This window comes from Baekduia sp. Peel2402 (assembly GCF_052567285.1).
The window spans coordinates 2,240,948-2,265,806 of the sequence record NZ_CP199582.1 but is presented as its reverse complement, the minus strand read 5'-3'; the positions used below and the strand labels follow the sequence as shown (position 1 = coordinate 2,265,806).

General features: G+C 72.6%; 24 protein-coding genes. 18 read left to right on the top strand and 6 right to left on the bottom strand.

The annotated features are described in order from the left end of the window. The first annotated feature begins 55 nt into the window (after positions 1 to 55). The gene (locus ACT01A_RS11040) at positions 56 to 655 is read left to right on the top strand and encodes a TetR/AcrR family transcriptional regulator (RefSeq protein ID WP_445152304.1); all 600 of its coding nucleotides are present in this window, start codon (positions 56 to 58) and stop codon (positions 653 to 655) included. On the opposite strand, the gene ACT01A_RS11035 is transcribed toward ACT01A_RS11040, so the two are convergent. After that, a complete protein-coding gene (locus ACT01A_RS11035) occupies positions 652 to 3,996 on the bottom strand; it encodes a hypothetical protein (protein WP_445152303.1) in 3,345 nt (1,114 codons plus the stop codon). The genes ACT01A_RS11040 and ACT01A_RS11035 overlap by 4 nt on opposite strands. Positions 3,997 to 4,083: 87 nt before the next feature. Beyond that, positions 4,084 to 6,294 carry a putative bifunctional diguanylate cyclase/phosphodiesterase gene (locus ACT01A_RS11030; RefSeq protein WP_445152302.1) on the bottom strand — a complete coding sequence of 737 codons (2,211 nt, stop codon included), beginning with the start codon at positions 6,292 to 6,294 and terminating at the stop codon, positions 4,084 to 4,086. Between the two features lie 211 nt (positions 6,295 to 6,505). Between ACT01A_RS11030 and ACT01A_RS11025 the strand changes: the two genes are divergently transcribed. Further along, positions 6,506 to 6,838, top strand: a complete 333-nt coding sequence (locus tag ACT01A_RS11025) for a hypothetical protein (RefSeq protein WP_445152301.1) — start codon at positions 6,506 to 6,508, stop codon at positions 6,836 to 6,838. Between the two features lie 16 nt (positions 6,839 to 6,854). Here ACT01A_RS11025 and ACT01A_RS11020 read toward each other — a convergent pair whose 3' ends face one another. Beyond that, a complete protein-coding gene (locus ACT01A_RS11020; RefSeq protein ID WP_445152300.1) occupies positions 6,855 to 7,154 on the bottom strand; it encodes a hypothetical protein in 300 nt (99 codons plus the stop codon). Between the two features lie 9 nt (positions 7,155 to 7,163). Beyond that, a complete protein-coding gene (locus tag ACT01A_RS11015; protein WP_445152299.1) occupies positions 7,164 to 8,537 on the bottom strand; it encodes a glycine--tRNA ligase in 1,374 nt (457 codons plus the stop codon). A 96-nt stretch (positions 8,538 to 8,633) separates the two neighbouring features. On the opposite strand from ACT01A_RS11015, the gene ACT01A_RS11010 reads away from it, so the two are divergent. From ACT01A_RS11010 to ACT01A_RS11000, 3 genes are read left to right on the top strand one after another with little or no spacing between them, the layout of a single operon-like run. After that, positions 8,634 to 8,987, top strand: a complete 354-nt coding sequence (locus ACT01A_RS11010) for an FmdB family zinc ribbon protein (protein ID WP_445152298.1) — start codon at positions 8,634 to 8,636, stop codon at positions 8,985 to 8,987. A gap of 11 nt (positions 8,988 to 8,998) precedes the next feature. Beyond that, the gene (locus ACT01A_RS11005; RefSeq protein ID WP_445152297.1) at positions 8,999 to 9,481 is read left to right on the top strand and encodes a hypothetical protein; all 483 of its coding nucleotides are present in this window, start codon (positions 8,999 to 9,001) and stop codon (positions 9,479 to 9,481) included. A gap of 10 nt (positions 9,482 to 9,491) precedes the next feature. Then, positions 9,492 to 9,920 carry a hypothetical protein gene (locus ACT01A_RS11000; protein WP_445152296.1) on the top strand — a complete coding sequence of 143 codons (429 nt, stop codon included), beginning with the start codon at positions 9,492 to 9,494 and terminating at the stop codon, positions 9,918 to 9,920. On the opposite strand, the gene ACT01A_RS10995 is transcribed toward ACT01A_RS11000, so the two are convergent. Further along, the gene (locus ACT01A_RS10995) at positions 9,917 to 11,080 is read right to left on the bottom strand and encodes an LCP family protein (RefSeq protein WP_445152295.1); all 1,164 of its coding nucleotides are present in this window, start codon (positions 11,078 to 11,080) and stop codon (positions 9,917 to 9,919) included. The two genes, ACT01A_RS11000 and ACT01A_RS10995, sit on opposite strands and share 4 nt — an antisense overlap. Positions 11,081 to 11,102: 22 nt before the next feature. Between ACT01A_RS10995 and ACT01A_RS10990 the strand changes: the two genes are divergently transcribed. The 13 genes from ACT01A_RS10990 (at position 11,103) to ACT01A_RS10930 (ending at position 23,529) form a co-directional block, all read left to right on the top strand. After that, a complete protein-coding gene (locus tag ACT01A_RS10990; protein WP_445152294.1) occupies positions 11,103 to 12,062 on the top strand; it encodes an ROK family protein in 960 nt (319 codons plus the stop codon). Further along, the gene (gene rsmI / locus ACT01A_RS10985) at positions 12,062 to 12,871 is read left to right on the top strand and encodes a 16S rRNA (cytidine(1402)-2'-O)-methyltransferase (RefSeq protein WP_445152293.1); all 810 of its coding nucleotides are present in this window, start codon (positions 12,062 to 12,064) and stop codon (positions 12,869 to 12,871) included. The genes ACT01A_RS10990 and rsmI overlap by 1 nt, the downstream gene beginning before the upstream one ends. A 106-nt stretch (positions 12,872 to 12,977) precedes the next feature. Next, entirely contained in the window at positions 12,978 to 13,709 is a 732-nt protein-coding gene (locus tag ACT01A_RS10980; RefSeq protein ID WP_445152292.1) for a peptidoglycan DD-metalloendopeptidase family protein, read from the top strand. Positions 13,710 to 13,721: 12 nt separating this feature from the next. Then, positions 13,722 to 15,263, top strand: coding sequence for a methionine--tRNA ligase (gene metG, locus ACT01A_RS10975; RefSeq protein WP_445152291.1), 1,542 nt, complete (start codon positions 13,722 to 13,724; stop codon positions 15,261 to 15,263). Then, on the top strand, positions 15,260 to 16,012 hold the full coding sequence (locus ACT01A_RS10970; RefSeq protein ID WP_445152290.1) for a TatD family hydrolase: 753 nt from the start codon (positions 15,260 to 15,262) through the stop codon (positions 16,010 to 16,012). Before metG ends, ACT01A_RS10970 begins: the two co-directional genes overlap by 4 nt. Next, the gene (rsmA, locus tag ACT01A_RS10965; RefSeq protein ID WP_445152289.1) at positions 16,009 to 16,860 is read left to right on the top strand and encodes a 16S rRNA (adenine(1518)-N(6)/adenine(1519)-N(6))-dimethyltransferase RsmA; all 852 of its coding nucleotides are present in this window, start codon (positions 16,009 to 16,011) and stop codon (positions 16,858 to 16,860) included. The genes ACT01A_RS10970 and rsmA overlap by 4 nt, the downstream gene beginning before the upstream one ends. A 10-nt stretch (positions 16,861 to 16,870) precedes the next feature. Then, a complete protein-coding gene (locus ACT01A_RS10960) occupies positions 16,871 to 17,755 on the top strand; it encodes a 4-(cytidine 5'-diphospho)-2-C-methyl-D-erythritol kinase (protein WP_445152288.1) in 885 nt (294 codons plus the stop codon). A 10-nt stretch (positions 17,756 to 17,765) separates the two neighbouring features. Then, a complete protein-coding gene (locus tag ACT01A_RS10955) occupies positions 17,766 to 19,304 on the top strand; it encodes a bifunctional DedA family/phosphatase PAP2 family protein (RefSeq protein ID WP_445152287.1) in 1,539 nt (512 codons plus the stop codon). Next, on the top strand, positions 19,301 to 19,525 hold the full coding sequence (locus tag ACT01A_RS10950; protein ID WP_445152286.1) for a hypothetical protein: 225 nt from the start codon (positions 19,301 to 19,303) through the stop codon (positions 19,523 to 19,525). Before ACT01A_RS10955 ends, ACT01A_RS10950 begins: the two co-directional genes overlap by 4 nt. Before the next feature lie 79 nt (positions 19,526 to 19,604). Continuing rightward, the gene (locus ACT01A_RS10945) at positions 19,605 to 20,861 is read left to right on the top strand and encodes a PucR family transcriptional regulator (RefSeq protein ID WP_445152285.1); all 1,257 of its coding nucleotides are present in this window, start codon (positions 19,605 to 19,607) and stop codon (positions 20,859 to 20,861) included. Between the two features lie 236 nt (positions 20,862 to 21,097). Further along, positions 21,098 to 22,168: a hypothetical protein gene (locus tag ACT01A_RS10940; RefSeq protein WP_445152284.1), complete on the top strand. Its 1,071-nt coding sequence runs from the start codon at positions 21,098 to 21,100 to the stop codon at positions 22,166 to 22,168. A gap of 31 nt (positions 22,169 to 22,199) precedes the next feature. Further along, positions 22,200 to 22,985: an MTAP family purine nucleoside phosphorylase gene (locus tag ACT01A_RS10935; RefSeq protein WP_445152283.1), complete on the top strand. Its 786-nt coding sequence runs from the start codon at positions 22,200 to 22,202 to the stop codon at positions 22,983 to 22,985. Continuing rightward, the gene (locus ACT01A_RS10930; RefSeq protein WP_445152282.1) at positions 22,978 to 23,529 is read left to right on the top strand and encodes a hypothetical protein; all 552 of its coding nucleotides are present in this window, start codon (positions 22,978 to 22,980) and stop codon (positions 23,527 to 23,529) included. The genes ACT01A_RS10935 and ACT01A_RS10930 overlap by 8 nt, the downstream gene beginning before the upstream one ends. On the opposite strand, the gene ACT01A_RS10925 is transcribed toward ACT01A_RS10930, so the two are convergent. Beyond that, positions 23,526 to 24,833 carry a calcium-binding protein gene (locus ACT01A_RS10925; protein WP_445152281.1) on the bottom strand — a complete coding sequence of 436 codons (1,308 nt, stop codon included), beginning with the start codon at positions 24,831 to 24,833 and terminating at the stop codon, positions 23,526 to 23,528. The genes ACT01A_RS10930 and ACT01A_RS10925 overlap by 4 nt on opposite strands. Positions 24,834 to 24,859: the final 26 nt, after the last annotated feature.

Genomic DNA, 24,859 nt, shown 5'->3' with positions numbered 1-24,859 from the left:
GTGTATCTCGCCCGGCGGCGGCAGCGGGCTGGCTGGCCAGCTAGGATCGGTGGTCATGGAGGCCGCGACCCAGCGCTCCCTCAGCGGGGAGAAGGCGCAGCGCATCGTCGACGCGATGCGGGCGTCGGTCGCGCTGCGCGGGGTCGCGGGGTCGACGTTTGACCACGTCGCGCGCGAGGCGGGCGTCTCACGCGGGTTGTTGCATTACTACTTCGGGTCCAAGGAGCGTCTGCTGGCCGAGGTCGTCAAGCGCGACACCGAGCTGCGGATGGCCGCGCTGGACGAGCAGCTGGCGACCGCGTCGTCGGCGAGCGACTTCATCGCGATGCTCCGTCGGACGCTCGACCAGATGCTGCGCGAGGACACCGAGTTCCTGACGCTGTCGTTCGAGGCGTTCACGCTCTCGCGACGCAACCCGGAGATCGCGGCGGAGTTCTCAGAGCTCGTCCGCAAGACGCGCGAGCACGTCGCCGGGCGGCTGGCCGCCAAGCAGGACGAGGGCGTCCTGGAGCTGCGCGCCGACCCGGAGGCGATCGCCGAGATCCTCTTCGGCCTCGGTGACGGCCTGGCGCTGCGAATCCTGGCCGAGCCCGAACGCGACCACCGCCAGACCGTGCACGCCGGCACGCTGGCAGTGGCCGCGCTGATCGTCTAGCGCTTCGTCGTCTTCTTCTTGGCCTTCTTGGCCGCGACCTTCAGCGTGGCCTTCTTGCCGCGCGTGCCGTCGGCCTTGAGGCCCACGACCGTGATCGTCGCGCGGGCCTTGGTCGCAAAGGCGGGGATCGTCAGCTTGGTGGCCTTGCCGCGGACGAGCAGGCGACGGCCGTCGCTCAGCGTCGCGCGGACCTCGTAGCGCTTGGCGTTGGCGGCCGAGGACCACGAGACCATCAACTTGGTCCCGGAGCGGCGGGCCTTCAGCTTCTTGGGCGTCGCGGGCTTGGGCGGCGGCGGAGCGGTGTAGCTTGCGACCGTGAGCTGCGCGCGCGGCTTGCCGTAGCTGGTGACCATGGCGATGATCTTGCGGGTGCCGCCGGGGCCGTCGGCGGGCGTGAAGCGGATCGTGCCGTTGCCCTCCTTGGCGGTGCCGCCGATCGGCTTGGCGGCGCCGGTGCCCTGCTCGGCGAAGGTGACCTTCTGGCCGGGGCGCGGGGCCACGTTGTAGGACAAGACCCGGGAGCGCGAGCCGGCGCCGGCGCGCTTGACGCCGGCGGTCACCTTCGGGTCGTCGATGCCGTCGGCCGAGTGGACGCCGGTAACCGGCGCGCTGTCGGCCAGCGGCTCGACCGACCACGACCCGGCCGCCGGCTTCTTGATCAGGAAGTACGTGGTGCTGGTCTTCGGGTCGTGGAAGGCGATCGAGGTGGGCGTCTCGGCCTTCGTGCCCGGCGTGTCCTCGATCCGGACGCCGCCCGGCCCGACCAGCGCGACGTGCGGCGGCGCACCCTGGCCGGTCACCGCCACCACGCCGGTCGGCAGGTCCTGGCCGAAGGAGACCGACCGTGCGCCGCCCGCCTGCGCCGCGGCCGCCGTCGCCTTGTAGGGCCCGACGTCGCAGCCCGTGAACATGGGGTCGATGCTCTCGCCCCACTTGTAGCCCGCACCGAAGTCGGCGAGCGTCGTGTACGCGCAGCCCGCGAAGCCGACGCTGCTGAACACGACCTCGCCGCCCTCGCAGCCGAGGTCGCCCAGGCAGATCTGCGCCTTGGCGCCGACGTTGAAGTCCGACTTGAACAGCCAGCCGCTGAGGTCGGCGGAGGCCGAGAACCCGAACGCCTCCAGTCCGAGGTGGCCGCCGAAGGCGATGTAGCCGTTGGTGCGCAGCTCGAAGAACGCGGTCGCCAGCGGGATGCTGACCAGCGACACGCGGCCGTCGACGCGGAAGATCGCCGGGTCGCCGAGCGTGAACGTCAGGTCGCCGTCGATGCCGAGCGCCGCGACGCCCGCGATCGTCGGCCCGGCGTTGATCGTCACGCCGCCCGACAGCCGCAGCGAGGGCTGCGTGTTCAGCTGGAAGCGGATCTTCTTGAGGTGGGTGACCGCGAACGGGTCGAGGATCACGCCCGGCTCGGGCAGCGTCAGCTCGGCGCCGAGGTGGTCGAGCTCGCCCTTGACGAACCCGACGTTGGCCTTCAGCGACGGGCCCGGCGGCTGCGGCGGCAGGATCACGTTCGCGCCGCCCTGCCACGACGAGCTGTCGGCGTCGTAGTCGAAGAACAGGTCCTTGATCTCCAGCGGCCCGATCAGCGCGTCGCCGACCTTGACGTGCAGCTCGCGCAGGTGGACGCCCGCGACGTTGTCGGCGCGCACGGTCAGGTCGCCGGTGACGCCGCCGAACAGCGCAGGCAGGGCGAGGTGGACGGGAACCTCCACGCCGCCGCCGCGGAACTTGATGTCCACGCTGCCCTTCAACGGGAAGCCGAGCAGGTCGCCGCCACCGCTGACGTCGAACGTCCCAATCGAGGCGGTCGACCCCTTCGGCAGCGTGATGTCGATCGCGCGCTTGAACAGGACGGTGTCGCCGAGCTTGACGGTCACCGACGCGCCCGACGAGTCGATCGTCCGCTCCTTGATGTTGAACTTGAGCTTGCCGCTGCCCAGCTCGACCCGCAGGCCATTGATCCTCAGGCCGCCCGTGGCGGTGTAGGTGTCGCCGGACTTCTGCAGGCAGACGTCGGCGATCACGTCGACCGCGGCGAAGGAGAGCAGGCGGCAGGCCGCGGGCGGGACGGGCGGGGCCGGGTTGGTGCCCGGGATCGGCGGCAGGCCGGGCGGCGGCGTGACCTTCAGCGAGATGCTCGGGTCCGGCAGGCCCTCCAGGAAGATCCGCGGGTTCTGCTCGCCGCCGTTCTGAGACTCCCACAGCGCGATGCCGGAGAAGCCGTCGGCGAGCTGGCGGACGGTGACGCGCGGGTGGGCGATCGAGTAGTCGGCGGGCGCGAGCGTCTGCTTGTCGCCCCAGGTGATGCCGCCGTCGGCCGAGGCGCGGTAGGCCAGCGCGTTATCGGCGTCGGTGTAGAGCGCGTGGAGCAGGCCGTTGGCGTCCTGGCCGACGTCGCGCAGGTTGTTCGCCCTGGTTCCGTCGCTGACCAGGCGCGGCGCGCTGACCGCCGCGCCGCTGACCGTGCGCACGTAGTACTTGTTGTAGGTGTCGCCCTGGGCGGTCGAGCGGTACATCAGGAACGTGCCGCTCGGGCCCGTCGTCAGCCGCGGCAACTCGGCGTCGGGCACCGTGACCGGGGCGCCCCAGTTGGCCACGTTGTTGATGAAGCTCGACTGGCATGGGCTCGCCGGGCACTTCAGCGTGCGGATCGTCGTCCGCGTCCCGCCGAGGTTCGACCAGGCGGCGACGAAGGTCGTGGCGTCCGGCTGCACGACCGACGGGTCGTAGCCGTACTCGGTCGCCAGCCGCGCCTTCTGGTTGTCGGGCGTGAACGGCGCAGCGCCGCCGCCGAACGGCGCGATCGGCTGGGCCTGCAGGCTCGGGCCCTCGGTCGGGCCGTTGATCGTGATGACCTGGCGCCCGGCGCCGTCCAGCAGCGCCGACTGCGGAGCGGACGGCTCGCCCGGCTCGACCGTGCCGATCGGGTTGCCGGTGTCGAACGTCTCGCCGCCGTCGTCGGAGAGGTAGAGGATGTTGGCGTCCGCCTGGCCCAGGACGGGGCCGCAGCAGCGGTGGGTCAGCACGAGCACCTCGCCGAACGGCGAGATCATGACCTTCGGGCCCTCGTAGTCGGAGTTGAGGGTCTGGTCGGGCTGCGGGATGAACGTCTTAGCGTTCGTGCAGCCGGTGCCACCACGCGGGATCTGGCAGTAGTGGGTGGCGTCCGCCTGGCCCGGGCGGTCCTCGTTCCAGACGACGTGCGTGACGCCGTCGCGATCGACCACGCTGTCGGGCAGGTTCCCGTTGGCGACGACGGTCGCGGCCTGGGCACCGGCCGGAGCCGACAGGCCGAGCAGGGCGAGGAGCAGCACGAGCAGCGTCTTGGACCGGAGCACGCGAGCACCCTGTCAGCCGCTGTTGACCCGGTCAACGGGCGGATGGGTGGGATGTGAGCGTCCGCGCGCCCGGAATGGCGGAAATGGTCAGGGTTGGGTGCGCAATCGGCCGCGCGTGAACCGCTCGCCGGGCAGCGCGGCGCGGGCAACAGCGCCGTCGCGGCGCGCGGCCAGCCACGCGGTCGCCTGTGCGGCAGGCAGCGGGCGGCTGAGGGCATGGCCCTGGATGGCGTCGGTGCCAAGGGCGGCGAGCGCGCCCCAGGTCGCCTCGTCCTCGACGCCCTCGGCGACGACGCGCAGCCGCAGCGAGCGCGCGAGGTCGAGCGTCGTGCGGACGATCGCGCTGGCGTCCTCGTCGGTGGTCAGGCCCGCGATGAGGCTGCGGTCGACCTTCAGCTCGGAGACCGGGAGGCGACGCAGGTGCACGAGCGACGAGCGACCGGTGCCGTAGTCGTCCAGCGCGATCGCCACGCCGCGGCGGGCGAGGCGATCGAGCGTGGCGGCGACGACCTCGTCCCCGCCCGCCCCGGCGACGAGCCCGTCCTCTCGGACCTCCAGCGTCAGCGCGGTCGGCGGGACGCCGTGGACGTCGAGCAGCGCCAGGACGTCGTCCGGCAGCGTCTCGTCGGCGAGGTCGCCGGCGGCGAGGTTGACCGCGACGGTCAGCTCGCTCAGGCCTGCACCGCGCCAGGCGGCGAGCTGGGCGATGGCCGTCGCCAGCACGTGGCGCGTGATCTGGCCCATGATCCCCGAGCGCGCGGCCAGCGGCAGGAAGTCGGCGGGCGCCAGCAGGCCGTTGACCGGATGGCGCCAGCGCACGAGCGCCTCCATCCCGGTGACGCGGCCCAGCTGCGGATCGGCCTTCGGTTGGAAGAAGAGCTCGAGCTGGTCGCCGTCGAGCGCGTCGCGCAGCTGCTGGCCGAGCGCGAGGCGGTCGCGCGTGTGCAGGTCGCGCGCCGCGTCGTAGATCGCCACGCCGCCGCCCGCGCCCTTGGCCAGGTACATGGCGACGTCGGCGCGGCGCATCAGCTCGCCGCCCTCGGTCGCGTGCTCGGGGTGCAGCGCGACGCCGACGCTGACGCCGACGTCCAACGCGAGGCCGTCGATCGCGAACGGCTGGGCGACGGCCTCCACGACCGTGGCGCCGGCGGTGAGCGCTTGCGGTCGTTCGGTTCCCGGCGGCAGCAGGACCGCGAACTCGTCGCCGCCGAGCCGCGCGACGAGCGCGTCGTCCTCAGCTAGCGCGCGCGTGAGCCGTTGTCCTACGAGTTGCAGCAGCGCGTCGCCTGCCGCGTGGCCGAGCGTGTCGTTGAGCTCCTTGAAGCGATCGAGGTCGAAGATCAGCAGCGCGTAGGGGAGACCCTCGGCTTCGGCCTCGCGCTGGGTCGCCGACAGGCGGCGGTGGAAGTGGCGGCGGCTCGGCAGGCCGGTGAGCGCGTCGGTCAGCGACTCGTGGCGCGCCTCGGCGAGGAGCTGGTACTCGCGCAGCGTGATCGTCGTCCGCGCCAGCGCGACGAGGACGGCGGAGAGGGCGAGGGCGACGCTGACGGCGTTCAGCGCCGTCACGTGGTCAAGCACGAGCAGGCCGAGCGCGACGACGCTGAACCCGGCGGGCAGGAGCAGGACGCGGATGCCGTCGGCGGTGACGGTGCCGGCGGCGTCGCGAGCGCGGGTCCAGGCGGCGACGGCGAGCAGCGTGAGGCCGGCGGGCCACAGCGGCGCAGCCTGCGCCGGGAGCGCGTCGGCGGCGAACCACGCGAGCATCGCCGCGCCGATCAGCAGCCAGCGCAGCCCGGGATGCCAGCCGGACATCGCGGTGATCGCCAGGACGATCACGACGAACGCGAGGTCGCCGAGCGGCCGGCCGGTCTGCACGACCGCGATCCCGGCGGCGGCGAAGGTCAGCGTGGCGATGACGCCGTCCATCCACGTCGACGCGGGCGCGCGGACGAACGAGCGGCGCATCAGGCCGACGACCGTGAGGCCGGTCGCGGAGGTCGTCGCCAGCCAAACGAGGTCGCTGGGCGTCGTGGTGAACAGCGATCCGGCGCCGGCGACGCCGAGGCCGAGCGCCAGCGGGGCCCAGACGCGGCGCTCGCGCTCGATCGCGACGGCGCGGGCGGTGACGACGGCGGCGGCGATGAGCGCCACGGTGGCGGGCGCCCAGCGCTCCAGCACCGCTCCGGCACGTCCGTCGACCACCGCGAGCGCGAGCACGACGGCGAACGCCGCCGCCGTCGCGACCCTGACCGCGACGCGCAGGCTGCGCGAGATCCCGTGCTCCGGCAAGACACCCATCCAAGCTCCCCATCGACGGCCGCCCGGAGCCCTTGACCGTTTGGTGCCCGGCCTCGACATCCGGCCTTGACGGTCCGGCAGAAAAGCCCGCAAAGCGCCCGAACCTCCACATCCCGGCCCTGAAGTTGCGCGCAACGTGCGGGAACCCGTGCAGATCCGGCACATGGTGTGGACAACCGAACCATTGGAGTGGAGTCTTGCGTCCGCCCCGATGACCGCCGAGCGACCCGATCCCTACCGCAGCGTCGCCCGCGAGCTGCTGTGCGTGCTGGCCGCCGAAGGCCGGCCGATGAGCTTGCGCGAGCTGGAGGAGCCGGGCCGCCTGCAGGGCGACGACGCGGCGTTCCAGCTCTCGGTCGCGCGTGTGGCGGGCTTCGTGCGCGCCGTGCCCGCGGCGGTCGAGCCGCGGCCCGAGCCCTGTTACCAGCCGACGACGCTCGGCTGGATGATCGCCCGGCGCACTTCCCGGGCGGGCGCGCTGGCCCGCCAGCTGCGCGCGGCCGGGGACGCCCCGTGGGCGCCCGAGCCGCGCCTGGCGTCCTGATCGCGCGCCGCGGAGCCTAGAGCGAGCCGGGCAGGTCGCCCGGCGCGCCGCTCTTGGAGCGCCAGTGCTCCGGCAGGTCCGCGTGCTCGAGGAAGAGCAGGTGGTCGTCGGTCCCGGACGCGGCGACGGCGTCCCAGGCGATCGTCAGTGCGTCGTCGAGGTCGTCCGCCTCGACGGTGACGGTGAAGACCCCATCGGCGTCGGTCTCGGAGACGATCGCGTCGTCCGGCAGGGCGGAGGCGAGCGCGGCGCGCGCCTGCTCGTCGCGCGGCGTGCCGCCGTGCTGGGTGATCAGGCCGATCTCGAATGCGGGCATGGTGCGGTTCTACCCCTTCAGCTTCGGCGAGGTCCACGGCGACGCCAGGCGCGTCGCGAACAGACCCGGCAGGTCGTCGATCGCCACGCGCTCCTGCGCCAGCGAGTCGCGGTCGCGGACCGTGACCGTGCGGTTCTCGAGCGACTCGTGGTCGATCGTCACGCACCACGGCGTGCCGATCTCGTCCTGGCGGCGGTAGCGCTTGCCGATCGAGCCGCCCTCGTCGTACTCGGTCTGCATCAGCGGCTTCAGCTTGGCCTGCACCTCGCGCGCGAGGTCCGGCTGGCCGTCCTTCTTGACCAGCGGGAGCACCGCGACCTTGACCGGCGCCAGGCGCGGGTGGAGCTTGAGGACCGTGCGGACGTCGCCGTCGGCGACCTGCTCCTCGTCGTAGGCGTCGATCAGGAAGGAGAGCAGCGCGCGGCCGACGCCCGCGGCGGGCTCGATGACGTGCGGGACGTAGCGGCGGCCGTCGGGCTCGACGACCTCGATGTCCTTGCCCGACGCCTTGGCGTGGGCGGTCAGGTCGAAGTCGCCGCGGTTGGCGATGCCCTCCAGCTCCGACCAGCCCATCGTGCCGGGGTAGTCGTACTCGACGTCGGCGGTGCCGCTGGAGTAGTGGCTGAGCTCGTCCGGGTCGTGGTCGCGCAGGCGCAGGTGGTCGGGGCGGATGCCGAGGTCGACGTACCACTGCAGGCGCGCGGCCTTCCAGTGGTCGTACCACTCGGGCGCCTGCTCCGGCGGGACGAAGAACTCCATCTCCATCTGCTCGAACTCCAGCGTGCGGAAGATGAAGTTGCCCGGCGTGATCTCGTTGCGGAACGACTTGCCGACCTGCGCGATGCCGAACGGCGGGCGGCGGCGGGCGAAGGTCAGGACGGTCTTGAAGTCCAGGAAGATGCCCTGCGCGGTCTCGGGGCGCAGGTAGACCGTGGAGCCCGTGTCCTTCACGGGGCCGACCGTCGTCTCGAACATCAGGTTGAACTCGCGCGCCTCGGTGAAGTCGTGGCGGCGGTCCTGGTCCTTGGGGAGCGTCGCCTTCGCCGGGCAGATCTCGTCGGGGTTGACGTGGTCGGCGCGGAAGCGCTGATTGCAGGAGCGGCAGTCGACGAGCGGGTCGGTGAAGCCGCCGACGTGGCCGGAGGCCTCCCACGTGCGCGGGTTCTGGATGATCGCGGAGTCCAGCGCGACGATGTCGTCGCGGTCCTGGAGCATCGCGTCCCACCAGGCGTCGATGACGTTGCGCTTGAGCAGGACGCCGTAATGACCGTAGTCATAGGTGTTGGCGATGCCGCCGTAGATCTCCGAAGCAGGGAAGATCAGGCCGCGGCGCTTGCACAGCGCCACGATCTTGTCCAACGTCACGATGTCCTGGGTGGGCACGCGCGCCACGTTACCCGAGCGCGCCGCGCGCCCGATTCGACCTTCCGCTGACACACCGGCGAATCGTTCGCTGGCACTCGTATACTGGGAGTGCCAATGCCCATCTACGAATACCGACGCCCGAACGGAACGACCTTCGAGGTCATGCAGCGCATGACCGACGACCCGCTCACGCACGACCCGGACACGGGCGAGCCGGTCGAGCGCGTCTTCCACCCGGTCGCCGTCCACTTCAAGGGCAAGGGCTTCTACAACACCGACTACGGCACCAAGCGCCGCAACCGCGAGCTGCGCGAATCCGCCGAGTCGGGCGCCGACAAGTACGAGGCCAAACAGGCGGAGAAGAAGGCCGACGCGGCGAAGTCGTCGTCCTCTGACGCTCCCGCCAAGCCCAAGGCCGAGAAGAAGTCCTCGTCGAAGTCGGGCGACAAGAAGTCCGCCAAGAAGTAGGCTCGCGCGGCATGAGCCGCGCGATTCCGTTCATCGCCGGAGTGGTCCTCACCGCCCTGGTCGCCTATGGGCTGCACCAGCGGTCGATCCGAACGGACGCCATCCAGGTCGCGGACGCGGCGATCAGGCCCGTCGAGTCGCCGACGCCGCCACCCGGGCTGCCCGACTTCACGCCGCGGCGCTGGCATGCGGTCGGCGGGCGGATCGACACGCTCGGCGGGCGTCGAGTGGCGAGCGCGACGTGGACGCGTGGTGGCCGGACCGTGACGTTCTCGCGGATGGCCGACACAGATGGGCTGAACGATCCGATGGGATCGCAGGTCACGACATGGGGCGACCTGAACGTCGCGTGGCACAACCAGCGCGGCCAGCTCCGGGCGCGAACCGTCCTGGACGGGCACCAGACGGTGCTGACCGGGACGCCGGCCTCGGAGTCGCTGCGGCGCGAGCTGATGCACCTGATCGTGCTGGCCGGCGGCCGTATCGCGCAGTAGTGTTCACCGGGTGACCCGCGGAGCTCGTGACGCGTTGCTGGTCGCGGCGTCCTTGATGGCCGCCGGCACGGTGCTGCCGTGGGGCCGGGTGCGGACGTCGCCGTGGAACGAGGTCGAGTCCGTCGGCGGCTTCGACCACGGCGCGATGGTCGTCCTCGTGGTGGCGGCCCTGTTGGCCGCGGCAGCGCTGCTGCGCCGGGTCACGGCCGCCGTCATGGCCGCGGGTCTCGCGGCGCTGGTCACCGCGTGCCTCGCCTGGGAGCTTCCCGGCACCCTGCTCTCCAGCGTCCCGGGCGCGTACGAGACGGGACTCGGACTCGGGCTGGGTCTGTCGTTGCTGGGAGCGTTCACGGCGTTCTGCGCGGCGGCTGCGATCGTCGGGCGCGCACTCAACGACGCGGCACTGCGATCGACGGCGCGCCGCGCCGCCCGCGCCTAGCCCTTCAGGAAGCGTTGCACCTCGCGCTGCTTCTCCGCGTCTGAGACGTGGAGACCCGCGCCGCCGTCGGGTGCGGTCTCGGCGCCGTCGGGCTTGAGGACGCGGGGCGTCGGCGAGCCGGAGGTGGCCAGGGCGCCGAAGAGGCCGAGGAGGGTCGGGCCGGACATGTCGGAGCGCAGCGCCTTGGGCGTGTTCCAGGCGATCCAGGGCATGCGGATGAAGGCGCCGGGCGAGACGAGGCGGGACTTCATCGCGGAGAGGATCTTCTGCTGGCGGCGCGCGCGGGTGAGGTCGTTCTCGGCCGGGTTGCAGAGGTTCTTGCGCGTGCGGGCGAGCGCAAGCGCCTGCTTGCCGTCGATGTGGGTCTTGCCCTTCTTCAGGCGCAGCGTGTAGCCGCCGTTCTTGTACCCGCCGTTGATCTTGGAGACGACGCAGCCGCCGTCGTAGGTGATGCCGCCCATGGCGTCGATCAGGTCCGGGAAGTTCTCGAAGTTGACCTCGATCAGGTGGTTGACCTGGATCCCGAGGTAGTTCTCGATCGTCTCGGTGGCAAGGGCGGCGCCGCCGAAGGCGTAGGCGGCGTTGATCTTGTTGCGGCCATGGCCGGGGATGTCGACGATCGTGTCGCGCGGGATGGACAGGCGCGCGTTCTTGCCGCCGCCGACGCGCATCAGCATGATCGAGTCGCTGCGGCCGGTGCCGCTGGTCTCTGCGCCGGGCTCCTTGGAGCCCTTGGGGCGCGTGTCGGAGCCGAGCACGAGCACCGTATTCGGGCTCGTGAGCGGGAAGCCGGCGCCCCCGAGGGAGACGTCGCCGCTGAGGTCGCCCTGCTGGATCTGCGCGGAGATCAGGAACAGGACGAGGCTCAGTCCGAGCCAGGCGATGGCGGCCAGGACGAGGTACTTGATGACACGGCCGGGGGTGATCGGACCGCGGACGCCGCGTCGCCGGCGGCGGGGAAGGCCAGGGAGGCGCGGGCGGCGACGGCCGGGCTCGCGGCGGTCCGGATCCTCCTCGCCGGGCCGCGGCCGCTCGCCCGGACGCGGCGGCGCCTCGGTCAGGTCGTCGAGCAGCGACTCGCCGTCCTTGGGCCCACGCCGAAGGAACGCCGGGGCGGCGCGGTACTTCGTGTACTCGGGTGGGTCGGAGGGGGTCGACATCCAGGCGTTAGGGTGACGGGTCATGTCCGCCGGGTGCGTGATCGGTGTGGATCTCGGGGGCACCAAGTTGCTCGCGGGCGTCGTCGAACCCGACCTCGAGGTGCGCCACCGCGTCTTCCGGCTGGCACGCGAGGGTAGGGGGTCCGAGGAGCTGCTGGATCAGCTGGTCGAAGCCGTGCAGGAGGTGCAGGTCGCGGCGGGCCGGGAGCTCCTGGCGGTGGGGTTCGGGATCCCGTCATTGGTTGACGTTCAGACCGGCGTTGCGGCGACGACGGTGCATCTTCCCTTGCGCGACGTGGCGTTCCGGGACGTGATGGCCGAGCGGCTGGGCGTGCCGGTCGCGGTCGACAACGACGCCAACGCGGCGATTGCCGCCGAGCACCGCTTCGGCGCGGCGAAGGGCACCCAGACGGCGGCGCTGCTGACGCTGGGGACCGGGATCGGCGGCGGGATCGTCGTGGACGGCTCCGTCGTGCACGGCGCCAACGGCGGCGCGGGCGAGTGGGGCCACATGGTCATCGAGTCCGACGGGCCGCTGTGCACGTGCGGCAACCGCGGCTGCATGGAGATGCTCGTCAGCGGCTCGGCCCTGGGCCGGGCGGCGCGGCGGGCGGCCGAGGAGCTGCCGGACTCCGGCTTCGGCCGCGCGCGGTCGGCGGGGCGGGAGATCACGGGCGCGCTGGCGACCGAGCTGGCGCACGACGGAGATCCGGTCGCGCGTGACGTGGTCGCGTCGATGGGGCGCTACCTCGGCATCGGGCTGACCAACGTGGTCAACGTGCTCAACCCCGAGGTGATCGTGGTCGGCGGCGGCGTTATCGCGGCCGGCGACATGCTCCTTGAGCCGGCGCGGCGCGTGGTGGCCGAGCGGGCGCTGCTGCCTTCGCGCGACCGCGTGCGGATCGTGCCGACGCGCTACGGCGACGCGTCCGGGATGGTCGGCGCGGGGCTGCTGGCGATGGACTTGGCCGGCGTGTCCTGATGTCTGGGTCGCTCGTCGTCTGTCCCACCCCGATCGGGAACCTGGAGGACGTCACGCTGCGGGTGCTGAGCGCGCTGCGGTCGGCGGACGTGGTCGCCTGCGAGGACACGCGCCGCACGCGCGTGTTGTTGGACAAGTACGGCGTGGTGGCCAAGACGGTCAGCTACCACGAGCACAACGAGGCCTCGCGCGCGAGCGAGTTGGTGTCGCGCATGCAATCCGGGGAGACCGTGGCGCTGGTCAGCGACGCGGGCATGCCGCTGGTCAACGACCCGGGGTTTCTGCTGGTCCAGGCGTGCGTGGCGGCGGGAATCGGGGTGGAGGTCCTGCCGGGGCCGTCCGCTGCGTTGACCGCCCTTGTCGCCTCGGGTTTGCCGGCGACGACCTGGCGTTTCGTGGGCTTCCTGCCGCGCAAGCGAGGCGAGTTGGAGGCCTTGTTCCGGGGGGCGAGGGAGACGCTGGTGGCCTTTGAGTCGCCGCGCCGTCTGTCTTCTTCGCTCGACGCCCTGGCGGAGGTCGACGGGGCGCGCGCGGTGGCGGTCTGCCGCGAGCTGACCAAGCTGCACGAGGAGATCGTGCGCGGCTCGGCGTCGGAGCTGGCGGAGCGCTACGCCTCCGAGGACCCGCGCGGGGAGATCGTCGTGGTGATCGGCGGCGCGCCTGCGGAGGAGACCGACCTCGGCCCGGCGTTGGAGGCATTGCGCCGTCTGGTCGACGCGGGCGCGAAGGCGCGGCCGGCGGCGACGGTCGTGGCCGAGCTGACCGGCGCGAGCGCGAACGCGCTGTACAAGGCGCTGCACGAGCGCTGAGGCCTCGCGACGGCTTCGTTCGCGTCTGCGGCGAACCCGTTGCGACTTCGCGCCGATCCTGTGCGGATCGCCGTCGCCGAGTGAAGCCGGATCTAGCTTCGCCTGCGTGTTCCGCCTGACGCCCTTCATCGCGACGGTCCTGCTCGTCCTCCACGCCACCGGGGAGGCCGTCGCGGCGGAGGGGTGGCGAAGGCCGCTCGACGGAGGAGCGGTTGCCAAGGCGTTCGTCTACGACCGTGCGACCCCGTTCGCGGGCGGCGCGCGGCGCGGGATCGACGTCGCCGCCGCTTCCGGAGCGCGGGTAGGCGCCGTGTGCGGCGGCGTCGTGACGTGGGCCGGCCGCGTGCCGCGGTGGGGGAAGGGCGTGACGCTGCGCTGCCCGCGCGGCGTGGTCGCGACGGAGCTGGGGCTCGCCTCCGTCGCCGTCGCTCGCGGCGAGCAGCTCGCGCCGGGCGCGACGCTCGGCCGCCTCTCGCCGCGCGGGGTGCTGCGCGTCGGTGCCCGGCGCAGCGGCGATCGCTTCGGCTGGATCGACCCCGTGCCGCTCTTCGATGCCGGCGGCGACGCCACGCCGCTGCTCGTCCCGCCCGTGCCTCGGCGTCTCAGCAGGCCGCGCGTCGCGCCCGGCCCGACGACCGCTGCCGCACGCCATCCCGCACGGCGCGTCACCCGTCCGCAGCCCTCCGCCGTCGCGCCGCACATCGCCCCGCCGCCGCTTCCGACCGCGCTCGCCGTCGCCGGCCTGGGCCTGCTGGTCAGCGCCGCGGGGACCACGTCGATCGTTCGGGCGCGGCGGCGCGGGTGGCGGATCGCCGAGATCGCGGTGCTTCAGCGATAGCGTTAGGCCTGGATGTCCTTCTACGTCACGACGCCCATCTACTACGTCAACGCCGCCCCGCACCTCGGGCACGCGTACACGACCATCGCCGCGGATGTGATGGCGCGTCATCACCGGCAACGTGGCGAGGACGTCTTCTTCCTCACGGGCACCGACGAGCACGGCGAGCCGGTGGCGCTGGCCGCAGAGGCCGCGGGCGTCACGCCGCGCGAGCTGGCCGACAAGAACGCGGAGCGGTTCAAGGCGCTCGCGCCGGTCCTCAACGTCACCAACGACTTCTTCATCCGAACCTCGGACCCCGAGCACGTCAAGGCCGTGCAGGAGGTGCTGACCAAGGTGAAGGACAACGGCTACGTGGAGCTCGGGCTCTACGAGGGCTGGTACTGCCCGCGGTGCGCGGACTTCAAGTCGGAGTCCGAGATCGTCGACGGCAACCGCTGCCCGATCCACCTGATCGAGCTGACCTGGGAGCAGGAGGAGAACTACTTCTTCAAGCTCTCCAAGCTCCAGGAGCGCCTCGAGCAGCTCTACGAGGAGCAGCCCGGCTTCGTCACGCCGTCCTCGCGCCGCAACGAGGCGTTGTCCTTCATCAAGTCCGGCCTCAACGACGTGTCGCTTACGCGCGGCAAGCTCACCTGGGGCGTGCCGGTGCCGTGGGACGAGTCGCAAGTCTTCTACGTGTGGTTCGACGCGTTGTTGAACTACTACACCGCGCTCACCTACGCGCGGCCAGGCGAGGATCTGCGCGACGAGTTCTGGCCCGCTCAGCGCCACCTGATCGCCAAGGACATCCTCAAGTTCCACTGCGTCTTCTGGCCGGCGCTGCTGATGGCCGCCGACCTGCCGCTGCCCAAGAACGTCTTCGTGCACGGCTACCTCCTCTTGGAGGGCCACAAGATGTCCAAGTCGCTGGGCAACGTCCTGGACCCGTTCGAGGTCATCGACAAGTTCGGGGCAGACGCGCTGCGCTTCTACCTGCTGCGCGACGTGTCCTTCGGCCAGGACGGCGCGGTCTCCACCGAGGACTTCGAGAAGCGCTACGAGTCTGAGTTGGCCAATGACTACGGCAACCTCGCCAGCAGGACCATCAAGATGCTCCTGCGCTACCGCGACGGCGCGGTGCCGCAGGTCGAGCTCGACCGGGCGGTCGCCGCGGAGTTCGATGGCCTCGTGGACCGCGTCAGCGCGCAGGTCGGCGACGCCGAGCTGACCGCCGCGCTCGAGGACATCTGGGTGCGCGTGCGGCGCCTGAACGCCTACGTCGGCGAACAGGAGCCGTGGAAGCTCTCCAAGGACCCTGAGCGCGCGGCCGACCTCGACCGGGTGCTCGCCACGCTCGCCGAGGGCATCCGCGTGGTGACGGTCCTCCTGCACGCCTGGATCCCGGAACGTGCCGACCGCCTGCTCGGCGCGCTCGGCGTCGACGGCCTGGACGGCACCGACACGGCGCCCGCGCTGGCGATCGCCACGGCGTCCTTCGGCGCCGCGGTGCCGACGCAGGTGACCGACATCGATCCGCTCTTTCCCAAGCAGCAGCCGGCCCCGGCCGCGTGATCGACTCCCACACCCATCTCGACTCCTGCGCGATTGACGACGCGGAGCTGATCGCCGAGGCGCGCGCCGTCGGGGTGACGCGGATCCTCACGATCGGCCAGGACGGGCCGACGGGCGAGGCGGCGCTGGCCGCCGCGCGCGCGTTCCCGGGCGTCGTGTTCGCGGGGATCGGCCACCACCCCAACAAGGCCACGGGCTTCGGGGACGCCGAGCTGGAGACGATCGCGCAGCTCGCCGCCGACCCGGCCTGCCGCGCGATCGGCGAGACCGGCCTGGACGACTTCCGCGAGTACGCGCCGCGTGCTGATCAGGAGCGCGCGTTCCACGCGCAGATCGACCTCGCGCGGGAGGTCGCCAAGCCGCTGGTGATCCACACGCGCGCGGCCGACGACGACACGATCGCCACGCTGCGTCAGCGGGCGGCGGGCGTGCGGGTCATCCTGCACTGCTTCTCGATGCCCGACCGCCTCGACGAGTGCCTGGCCGAGGGCTGGTACATCTCGTTCGCGGGCAACGTCACCTACCCCAAGAACATCGACTTGGCCGCGGCCACCGAGCGCGTTCCCGACGACCGGATCCTCGTCGAGACCGACGCGCCCTACCTGACGCCGCAGCCGCTGCGCAAGCACCGCAACCAGCCGGCCTACGTGACCGAGACCGCGCAGTTCATCGCCGAGCGGCGCGGGCAGGGCTACGCCGAGCTGGAGGCGATCGTCGAGCGCAACGCGGCGGAGCTGTTCGCGTGGTGAGCGACCGGCCGTCGGAACCCGCCGAGCTCCCGTCGCAGCCGAGCCTGCGCCGGATGCGCGCGTTCGGCGTGCGTCCCAAGCGCGACCTCGGTCAGAACTTCCTGATCGACTCCAACATCTTGGGGGTCATCGAGCGCGCGGCGGAGCTGGGCCCGGAGGACGTCGTCCTGGAGATCGGCGGCGGGCTGGGCGTGCTGAGCGAGTACCTGGCGGCGCGGTCGGCCCACACGCACGTGGTCGAGCTCGACCGTTCGCTGGAGCCCGCGCTGCGCGACGCGCTCGCGCCGTTCGGCGAGACGACCACGCTGCACCTCGGCGACGCGCTCCAGCTCGACTACACGGCGCTGGACCCTGCCCCGACCAAGGTGGTGGCCAACCTCCCGTACGGGATCGCCGCGACCGCGATCCTCGACACGATCTTCGTGCTGCCGTCGGTGACGCGCTGGGTGGCGATGGTGCAGAAGGAGGTCGGCGAGCGCTTCGCGGCGTCGGCCGGCACCTCGGCCTACGGGGTGCCGTCCGTGCTGGCGCAGCTCTCGTGCGACGTGCGCGTGCACCGCTCCGTGGCACGCACCGTCTTTCACCCGGTGCCCAACGTCGACTCCGTGCTCGTGCTCCTCACCCGCAACGGCCCCGCGCCGGCGCCCGAGCTACGTGCGCTCGTGCAGGGCGCGTTTGCGCACCGGCGCAAGGCCCTCCCGAAGTCGCTCCAGCTCCACACCGGCGACAAGGCGCTGCGCGATCGTGCCCGCGCCGCGTTGGCGGAGATCGGCCTGCCGGAAGACGCGCGCGCCGAGCGGCTCACGCCCGCGCAGTTCCGCGCGCTGGGAGAGGCGATCGCGCGATGAGGTGGGGGCGATGAGGCTCGAGACCCGCGCGCCGGGCAAGATCAACGTCTGCCTCTTCCTCGGGCCGCCGCGCGCCGACGGGCGCCACGAGCTGGTCTCGGTGATGCAGTCGGTGACGCTCGCCGACCGGCTGCGCCTGGAGGAGCTCGACGGCGATGGCGGCGCGGCGCCCAGCGACCTCGTCGACTGCCCCGGCGTCGAGGGCCCCAACCTGGTCGCCACGGCGATCGAGCGCTTCCGCCAGGCCACGCGCTGGGACGGCGGCGCGGTCCGGATCTCCATCGACAAGCGCCTGCCGGTGGCCGCCGGGATGGCCGGTGGCAGCGCCGACGCCGCCGCGGCGCTCAGGCTGCTCGCCCGCGCGGCGCAGATCGAGGACCCCGAACTGCTGCACGAGATCGCGATCGGCCTCGGCGCCGACGTTCCCGCGCAGGTGCTCCCCGGCCGCGTGCTGGCGACCGGCGCGGGCGAGGTGATCGAGCGGATCCCGGGCGTCACGCGCTACGGCGTCCTCGTCGTCCCGTCGGAGTCCGGCGCGCAGCTCTCCACACCCGACGTCTTCCGCGAGGCCGACCGCCTCGGCCTGCCGCGCGCCGCTCAAGGCCTACAACAAGCGCTGGACGCCGTGCGGGATGGCCTGCCGGATCTCCCCGACGCCCTCTGCGTCAACGAGCTCCAGCCCGCCGCCCTCTCGCTCCTGCCCGCACTGGAGGACACCCTGCGACGCGTACAAGAAGCCGGCGCCGACGTCGCGATGGTCTCCGGCTCCGGCCCGACCGTCCTCGGCCTCTTCCACGACCGCGCCGCCGCCAAGGCCGCGCGCGACGCGCACTTCCCCGGCTGCAAGGTCGCCAAGCCGGTCGGTCCCCACGGCGGCGAGGTCTTGGCGGCATGAGGCCTACAACATGAAGATCGGTCCGATCCTCGCGGCCGTCGCGCTGGCGGCCTTCCTCGTCGTTCGCCGCCGCAAGCTCGAGCCGACGCTGCTGATCGGCGGCGGGCTCGTCGTCCTCGGCCTGCTCGTCTACGGCTCCGGCCTTGTCGAGATGCCGGACTTCAAGAAGATCGTCGAGGACGCCGGCGACACGCTCGGCAAGTGGACCTACCTCGTCGTCGGCGTGATGGCGTTCTTCGAAACCGGCGCGTTCGTCGGCCTGATCGCGCCCGGCGAGACGTTCCTGATCTTCGGCGGCGTCGTCGCGGGGCAGGGGACGATCAGCCTCGTCGTGCTGATCGCGATCACGTGGACCTGCGCGGTGCTCGGCGACCTCGCGTCCTACGCAGCGGGCCGCAAGCTCGGACGCGGGTTCCTCGTCAAGCACGGGCCGAAGGTCCAGATCACCGAGGAGCGCATCCACCAGGTCGAAGGCTTCTTCGACCGACACGGCGGCAAGGCGATCTTCCTCGGCCGGTTCGTCGGGCTCGTGCGCGCGGTCAACCCGTTCCTGGCCGGGTCCAGCGGGATGCCGCTGCGGCGCTTCCTGCCCTACGACATCCTCGGCGCCGGCGCCTGGGCGACGATGCTGCTCGTCCTCGGCTACATCTTCTGGCAGTCGTTCGACCAGGTGCTGGAGTGGGCCGAGCGCGGGACGCTCGCGCTCGGGACGGTCATCGTCGTACTCGCCGCGGTGTTCACCGCCTATCGGCACTTCCGCGTGGAGGAGAACCGCGACAAGGCGGGCGCCTGGATGGACCGCCAGCTCGACCGGCCCGTGCTCAAGCCGGTGGCGTTCTTCGTCCGGCCGATCGGGCGCTGGGCGAAAGGGCCGCTGACGTTCTTCTGGAACCGGATCACGCCCGGCGAGCTCGGGCTGGAGCTGACGACGCTGCTGACGTTCGCGGCGGTCGGGTCGTTCGCGCTGATCGGCAACGCGATCGAGCTGCGCGACCGGACGCTGCTGACCGGCGACGACACCGCGCACCGGTGGGCCGACAAGATCCGTTCCGACACGCTGGACGACGTCGCGCGGGCGGTCACGCACCTCGGCTCGCTGACCGCGGTGCTGATCGCGACCGTGCTGACGATCATCGTGCTGGTCATCCGACGGCAGGTGATCGACTCGGTCGCGCTGGCGATCGGGCTGCTGGCGACGTTCATCGGCGTGCACGTCGCTAAGGGCGCCGTCGACCGGCCGCGGCCGAGCGACTCGCTGGTGTCGACCGACGGCATGAGCTACCCGAGCGGCCACGCGGCGTACGCGATGACCTGGATCGCGATCGCCGTCGTGCTGACCCGGACGCTGCCCGGCCTGGCGCGCACGACCGCGGCGATCATCGCGTCGATCGTGGTCGCCGTGGCGGTCGGGCTGACGCGCGTCTACCTGCGCGCGCACTACCTCTCCGACGTCCTCGGAGGCTTCGGTCTCGGAGCGACGACGTTCTCGATCTGCGGCATGGGAGCGCTGGTCGTCGCCTTCCTGCGGCACAATGGCTCCCGCACGTGAGCAACACCGAGATCACCTATCTCGTCGGCGCCTGTTGCACCGTCTTCGCGCTGGCGGCCTACGTGGCCTACATCCTCGTCCCGGCCTGGACCGCGTACTCGCGCGTCTGGCAGCGCTGCGCGGCCGCCGTCCTCTCGCTCTACGTCCTCGCCGCCTTCGTCGGCGTCGGCGTCGCGGGCGGCGCGGCGATCGTTTGGTTCTGGGACCGCATCGGGGTCTGAGCCCGCACCTGGCCACTTCGGTGGTCCTTCAGGTGCAGAGATGATGCAAATAGGTTCGGGGCCGTAAACTCTGGCGCATATGTCCAGCCCGGCTCCGAGGACGCCGGCCGGAATCGACCTCGAGGCCCTGGATGCCGTCACCGACGCCGTCGAGTCCGGTGCGGGCCTTCCTGAGGTGGTTCGTGCCGCGTCGCGCGCGCTTGACGACGCGAGCCTCGCGCTGACCGATCGGTCCGGCGCGGTGCTGGCCGTCGCCGCGCGGTCAACGGCCGATGAGCGGACGCTGCTGGGCGACGCCGACGACGTCGAGGCTCACGACCTGCGGGTTGCCGACGAGCAAGTCGGCCAGCTGCGGGTGCGGCTGCGCGCGGACGCCGACGCGCCGTCGCCGATGGTGCTGCGGATCATCCTCACGCTCGTCGCCTCCGAGGTCCAGCGCGTGCGCGCCCCCGCGCGGGCGTCGGAGCTGGCGGTCGCCGAGTTCCTGCACGACCTGCTCAACCGGCGGCTGACCGACGGCGCTGAGGTGGCGGCGCGCGCCGACGAGCTCGGCGTCGACGTGCGCGGTGGCGCCGCGATCGTCGTCGTCCGCGCCCAGCTGCACGTGCCCACCGAGGAGGGCTGGCGGGAGCGCGTTATCACGGTCGCCGAGCGCGGCGCCCGCGCCGCGGTGCCGACGGCCGTCGCGGCGTCGTCCGGTCGCCCAGACGCGGTCGGCTCCGAGGTCGTGATCCTCGTCCCCGGCGAGGAGCCGGATGCCGCCGAGCGCGTCGGCGATGCCCTGCTGCGCGAGCTGAACGCGTCGCTGCCCGGCCACACCTTCGCGCTGGGTCGCAGCCGCCTGGCTGCCGAGCCCGCCGACCTCCCGCGCGCCGGCAACGAAGCGCTCCTGGCCGCCAACGTCGCCGAGGGCGACACGCCGTCGGAAGAGGGCCAGCGCGTGATGGCCTTCGACGACACCGGCGCCTATCGCCTCTTGCTGTCGGCGATGAGCGAGGACCCGGCCGAGCTGCAGCGCTTCTACGCCGAGACGATCGAGCCGCTCGTCGCCTACGACGAGCAGTACGAGACCGACCTCGTCGTCACCGTCGAGGCGTTCCTGGACGCTGACGGCAACGTCGCCGGCACCGCCTCGCGCCTCTTCACCCACCGTCACACGATCCGCTACCGGCTGGAGCGCGTGCGCGAGCTGTCCGGCTTGGACGTCGGCTCCACCGACGGCCGCGAGAAGCTCAGCCTCGGGCTGAAGGCGATGCGCGTCCTGGGCATCGCCGCACGCGGCGGCCCCGCGACCGAGCAGGGCGCGAGCGGCGGACGCGTCCCGCGGCGCGGCTGAACGACCGCGCTCGGACACTCGCGCGACAGCCTTACGTAGGTTTCGTCGGCCGACTGAAGAGCGTTTGCGCGCCAAGTATCATGCGAAATGACGCAGCGGACCGCCGGAACCGGTGAAGTCCCCGGAATTCCGACTGGACATGGGGTGCAGACCCCACTTGAGAAGCGACCCGCTGGCGCCGAAACCTAGGAGTGTGGGGTGCTGTCCCGCACCCCCAGGATGAATTCCCTCCCCGCATGAAGCACCGCACCCACGACCACCTCTTCGCCGCCGCCGGCGTCACCGCGGCGCTGTCCCTCATTGGCACCGGCGCCACGGTGCTGAAGGGCTCGGTCTTCCACTTCGATCACTGGCCGCTGGTCGCCGGCGACTCGTCGCGCGCCACCGAGCTGCCGACCGCGCCGATCGCCGCGCCCGAGCAGCAGGCCGCCGCTCCGGGCTCCGCCGCCTCGCTCTTGGCGGGCGCCACGCGCGTCGGCGGGACCGCCGCGCTGCTTCCGGGCCTGGGCGGCCCGTCGGGGATCACCGCCATCGGCGTGGCCGTGCCCGCGGGCAGCCTCACGCCGAGCGCCTCTGAGACCACGGGCAACGGCTCGTCTCCCGCTTCGACGTCGGTCGTCGCCGGCCGCGACGGCTCCGGCTTCTCGCTCGGCAACGCGCCGAGCAGCTCGGTCGACGGCTCGCGCGACCCGGTCGCCGGCACCGGCTCCACCGGCAACAGCACCTCGTCGACCGGCAGCACGCGCACCGCGAGCGGCACGGACACCGACGGCGACGGCATCCCGGACACCTTCGAGAGCACCCACGGCACGCCGGTCACCCCGGACGACACCACCGGCACGGGCAGCAGCGAGACGGGCGGCCGCACCGGCCCGAGCGCGTTCACGCCGGACCCGGTCGTCACGGCGCCGCCGGCCGATCCCGCGCCGACGGACCCGGCTCCCACCGATCCGGCTCCGACCGACCCCGCTCCGACCGATCCGGCCCCGACGGACCCGGCTCCGACCGACCCGGCGCCCAACGACCCGGCTCCGAGCGATCCGGCCCCGGCCGATCCGACGCCGCCCGCCAGCGACCCGGCGCCCGCCGACCCGGCTCCGAGCAACCCGGCCCCGGCAGACCCCGCGCCTGCCGATCCCGCGCCGCCCGTCGATCCCGCACCGCCCGTCGATCCGGCTCCGGCCGACCCGGCGCCGCCCGCGGACCCGGCCCCGCCGGCCGAGACGGCCCCGGCCGACACGACGCCCGCTCCCGCGGCGTCGACCACGACGGACGCCAACGCGGCGGTCCCGTCGGCGGCGCAGTAGCGCTCTGGCAGGCTCGTAGGATCCCGGTCCTATGCGGATCGGGATCATCACCGGCTCAGGGACCTACGAGCTGCTCGACGGCGCCCAGCCAGTCGAGGTCGAGACGGAGTTCGGAACGGCGACCGTCAGCGAGGGCGCGTTCGCGGGCGTGGATGTCCTGCACGTCTCGCGGCACCTGCCCGGCCATCCGCGGCTGTCGCACCAGGTCACCCACCAGGCGAACATCGCCGCGCTGCGGGACCGGGGCGCGGACGCGATCGTGGCGGTCACGGTCTGCGGTGCGGTCGATCCCTCCGTGCCGCTCGGGTCATTGATCGTCTTCGACGACCTGCACTTCCTGGTCAACCGGCTGCCGGACGGCTCGATCTGCACGCTGCACACCGAGCCCGGGCGGCCCGGCCGCGGGCACTGGGTCTTTGAAGGCCCGTTCAGCTCGGGCGTGCGCGGCGCGCTGCTCGCGGGCGCGCAGGAAGCCGGCCTCACCGTCCGTGACGGCGGCTGCTACGGCCACGTCGACGGCCCGCGCTTCAACACCAAGGCGGAGATCCGGTCGCTGGCGTCGGTCGGCGTGACCGCGGTCTCTCAGACCGCCGGGCCCGAGACCGTGCTGTGCGGCGAGGCCGAGATCCCGTTCGGGCTGATCGGCTACGCGACCGACTACGCCAACGGCGTCATGGACGAGCCGACGCCCGTCGAGGAGCTGGTGCGGCTCGTGGGCGAGTCGTCGGGGTCGTTCGCGGCCGTGCTGACCGCGGCGCTGCCCAAGCTCGCCGCCGCGGACCTGACGCCGGTGGGATCGCATTTCCGCTTTGACTGAGACCGGCGCGCCCGGCGTTCCGCGCGTCGTCGTCTTGGACGCGCTCGCCGCGCCGTGCGAGCCGCCGCTGGGCGGCGAGGCGTTACAGGCCTGGCTGCGCGAGCGCGCGGTCGCGTGGGCGCGCGCGGCGGGCGACGGGACCGAGCCGCTCCAGCTGCGCGCCGCCGACGAGTTGCCCGCCGCGCTGGGCGATCACGACGGGCCGGTCGTCCTCGTCGCGCCTGATGTCCCTGCGCTCGGCGAGCATCACCTCGCCGCCGCTCGCGACGACCTCGCCGCGGGCGTCCTGCTGTCCAGCGCGGCGACCGGCGATGGCACGCCGTTCCTGATGGTGTTGAGCGCCGCGGACCCGGAGCTGCTGGCGGCGGTCGGCGCGCCGTTCAACGACGTCCTCGGCCTGGCCGCGGCGCGCGGGGGCGAGCTGGGGATGATCCGCGCGGAGCGGCGCCTGACGACGCTCGGTGACGCCCGCGCGCTCGCGGTCGACCCGCTCACGCCGCCGGACCTCCGCGCGCTGCTGCCGGACGCGGCCGCGAGCGCCTAGCTCGCGACCTTCGCCCGCGCCGCGCGCGAGTAGGCCGACACCACGCGCTCGCAGTTGGCCGTGCGCGGCTTGACGCGGCCGTAGACCACCGTGTCGGCGCCCGGCCCGCAGTCGACCGTCGCCTTCTTGCGCGTGAACGCCATCACCGAGTCGTTGCCGTTGCCGCCGCGGACGACGTTGCGGCCCGTGCCGCGCAGGCGGATGACGTCGTCGCCGTCACCGCCGCCGATCGTGTTGTCCGCCGCGCCGCCCTGGAGCTGATCCGCGCCCGGGCCACCGTCGATGTGGTTGAAGCCGCGGCCGCCGTAGACCGTGTCGGCGCCGGGGCCGGCGATCAGCTCGTCGTGCGCGCCGTGGCCGGCGTCGTCGTGGTTGCGGTCGCCCCAGAGGACGTCGTCGCCCTCGGCGCCCAGCAGCGTGTCGGAGCCGTGCCCGCCGAGCAGGTTGTCATTGCGGTCGGTGCCGTGGACGGTCGCGCCCGAGTCCGACGCCAGCTCGCGGCGGCCGACGGACGGGTCGCTGACCGCCTCGGCTTCGACGACGTCCTCGCAGTTGACGATCTCGTCGTGGCGCAGCGCCTGGGCGTTGGAGATGCCGCCGGGCTCGTTGTAGGGGTTGATGACGATCGTGTCGTCGCCCGGCCCGCAGTCGACGTCAGCGACCGCCGTGCCGTTGTTGACGTAGACGACGTCGTCGCCGTCGCCCGCGTCGATGTGGTCGGGGCCGGAGTCGGCGTAGATGATGTCGTTGCCGGCGCCTGCGCGGATCGTGTCGGCACCGCTGCCGCCGTGGACGAGGTCGTCGCCGTCGCCCGCGTCGACCACGTCCGGCGCGGGGCCGCCGTCGACGACGTCGTTGCCGGCACCGCCGTCGATGCGGTCGTGGCCGAAGCCGCCGAACGCGCGATCCGGTCCGTCGCCGGCGTTCAGGACGTCGTCGCCGGAGCCGCCCTCGAGCTGGTCGGCGCCGCCGTTGCCGGTCGCCGTGTCGGCGCCCGTGCCGCCATCCAGGTGGTCCGGACCCGCGCCGCCCGTCAGGCGGTCCGCGCCCTCCTCACCGAGCAGGACGCCGCCGCGCGCGGTCCGCACGCTCATCCGGTCCGGGCCGGGCAGCCCGAGCAGCGGCGCGGCCGCGGGCTGCGACAGCGCCGGCAGCAGCGGCGCGACCGGCAGGGTCTCAACGGTCGTGACCGCGAGCGCCGGGTTGAGGTCGGCGGGCAGCGCCGGGAAGGCGCTCGCCGAAGCGGCGGACGGCAGGGCGAACGCGGCAGCGAGCAGCAGCGAGGCGGTGGGGGCGAATCGCATCTCTATTGAGATCGACGCGCCACCCC

Coding starts and splice junctions, on each gene's coding strand:
- ACT01A_RS11010 (WP_445152298.1), top strand. CDS start 8,634: ATGCCCATCTACGAATACCGACGCCCGAACGGAACGACCTTCGAGGTC.
- ACT01A_RS10925 (WP_445152281.1), bottom strand. CDS start 24,833: ATGCGATTCGCCCCCACCGCCTCGCTGCTGCTCGCTGCCGCGTTCGCC.
- ACT01A_RS10955 (WP_445152287.1), top strand. CDS start 17,766: ATGAAGATCGGTCCGATCCTCGCGGCCGTCGCGCTGGCGGCCTTCCTC.
- ACT01A_RS11030 (WP_445152302.1), bottom strand. CDS start 6,294: ATGGGTGTCTTGCCGGAGCACGGGATCTCGCGCAGCCTGCGCGTCGCG.
- ACT01A_RS10995 (WP_445152295.1), bottom strand. CDS start 11,080: ATGTCGACCCCCTCCGACCCACCCGAGTACACGAAGTACCGCGCCGCC.
- metG (WP_445152291.1), top strand. CDS start 13,722: ATGTCCTTCTACGTCACGACGCCCATCTACTACGTCAACGCCGCCCCG.
- ACT01A_RS10940 (WP_445152284.1), top strand. CDS start 21,098: ATGAAGCACCGCACCCACGACCACCTCTTCGCCGCCGCCGGCGTCACC.
- ACT01A_RS11005 (WP_445152297.1), top strand. CDS start 8,999: ATGAGCCGCGCGATTCCGTTCATCGCCGGAGTGGTCCTCACCGCCCTG.
- ACT01A_RS11020 (WP_445152300.1), bottom strand. CDS start 7,154: ATGCCCGCATTCGAGATCGGCCTGATCACCCAGCACGGCGGCACGCCG.
- ACT01A_RS11040 (WP_445152304.1), top strand. CDS start 56: ATGGAGGCCGCGACCCAGCGCTCCCTCAGCGGGGAGAAGGCGCAGCGC.
- rsmI (WP_445152293.1), top strand. CDS start 12,062: ATGTCTGGGTCGCTCGTCGTCTGTCCCACCCCGATCGGGAACCTGGAG.
- ACT01A_RS11025 (WP_445152301.1), top strand. CDS start 6,506: ATGACCGCCGAGCGACCCGATCCCTACCGCAGCGTCGCCCGCGAGCTG.
- ACT01A_RS10960 (WP_445152288.1), top strand. CDS start 16,871: ATGAGGCTCGAGACCCGCGCGCCGGGCAAGATCAACGTCTGCCTCTTC.
- ACT01A_RS10945 (WP_445152285.1), top strand. CDS start 19,605: ATGTCCAGCCCGGCTCCGAGGACGCCGGCCGGAATCGACCTCGAGGCC.
- ACT01A_RS10990 (WP_445152294.1), top strand. CDS start 11,103: ATGTCCGCCGGGTGCGTGATCGGTGTGGATCTCGGGGGCACCAAGTTG.
- ACT01A_RS10935 (WP_445152283.1), top strand. CDS start 22,200: ATGCGGATCGGGATCATCACCGGCTCAGGGACCTACGAGCTGCTCGAC.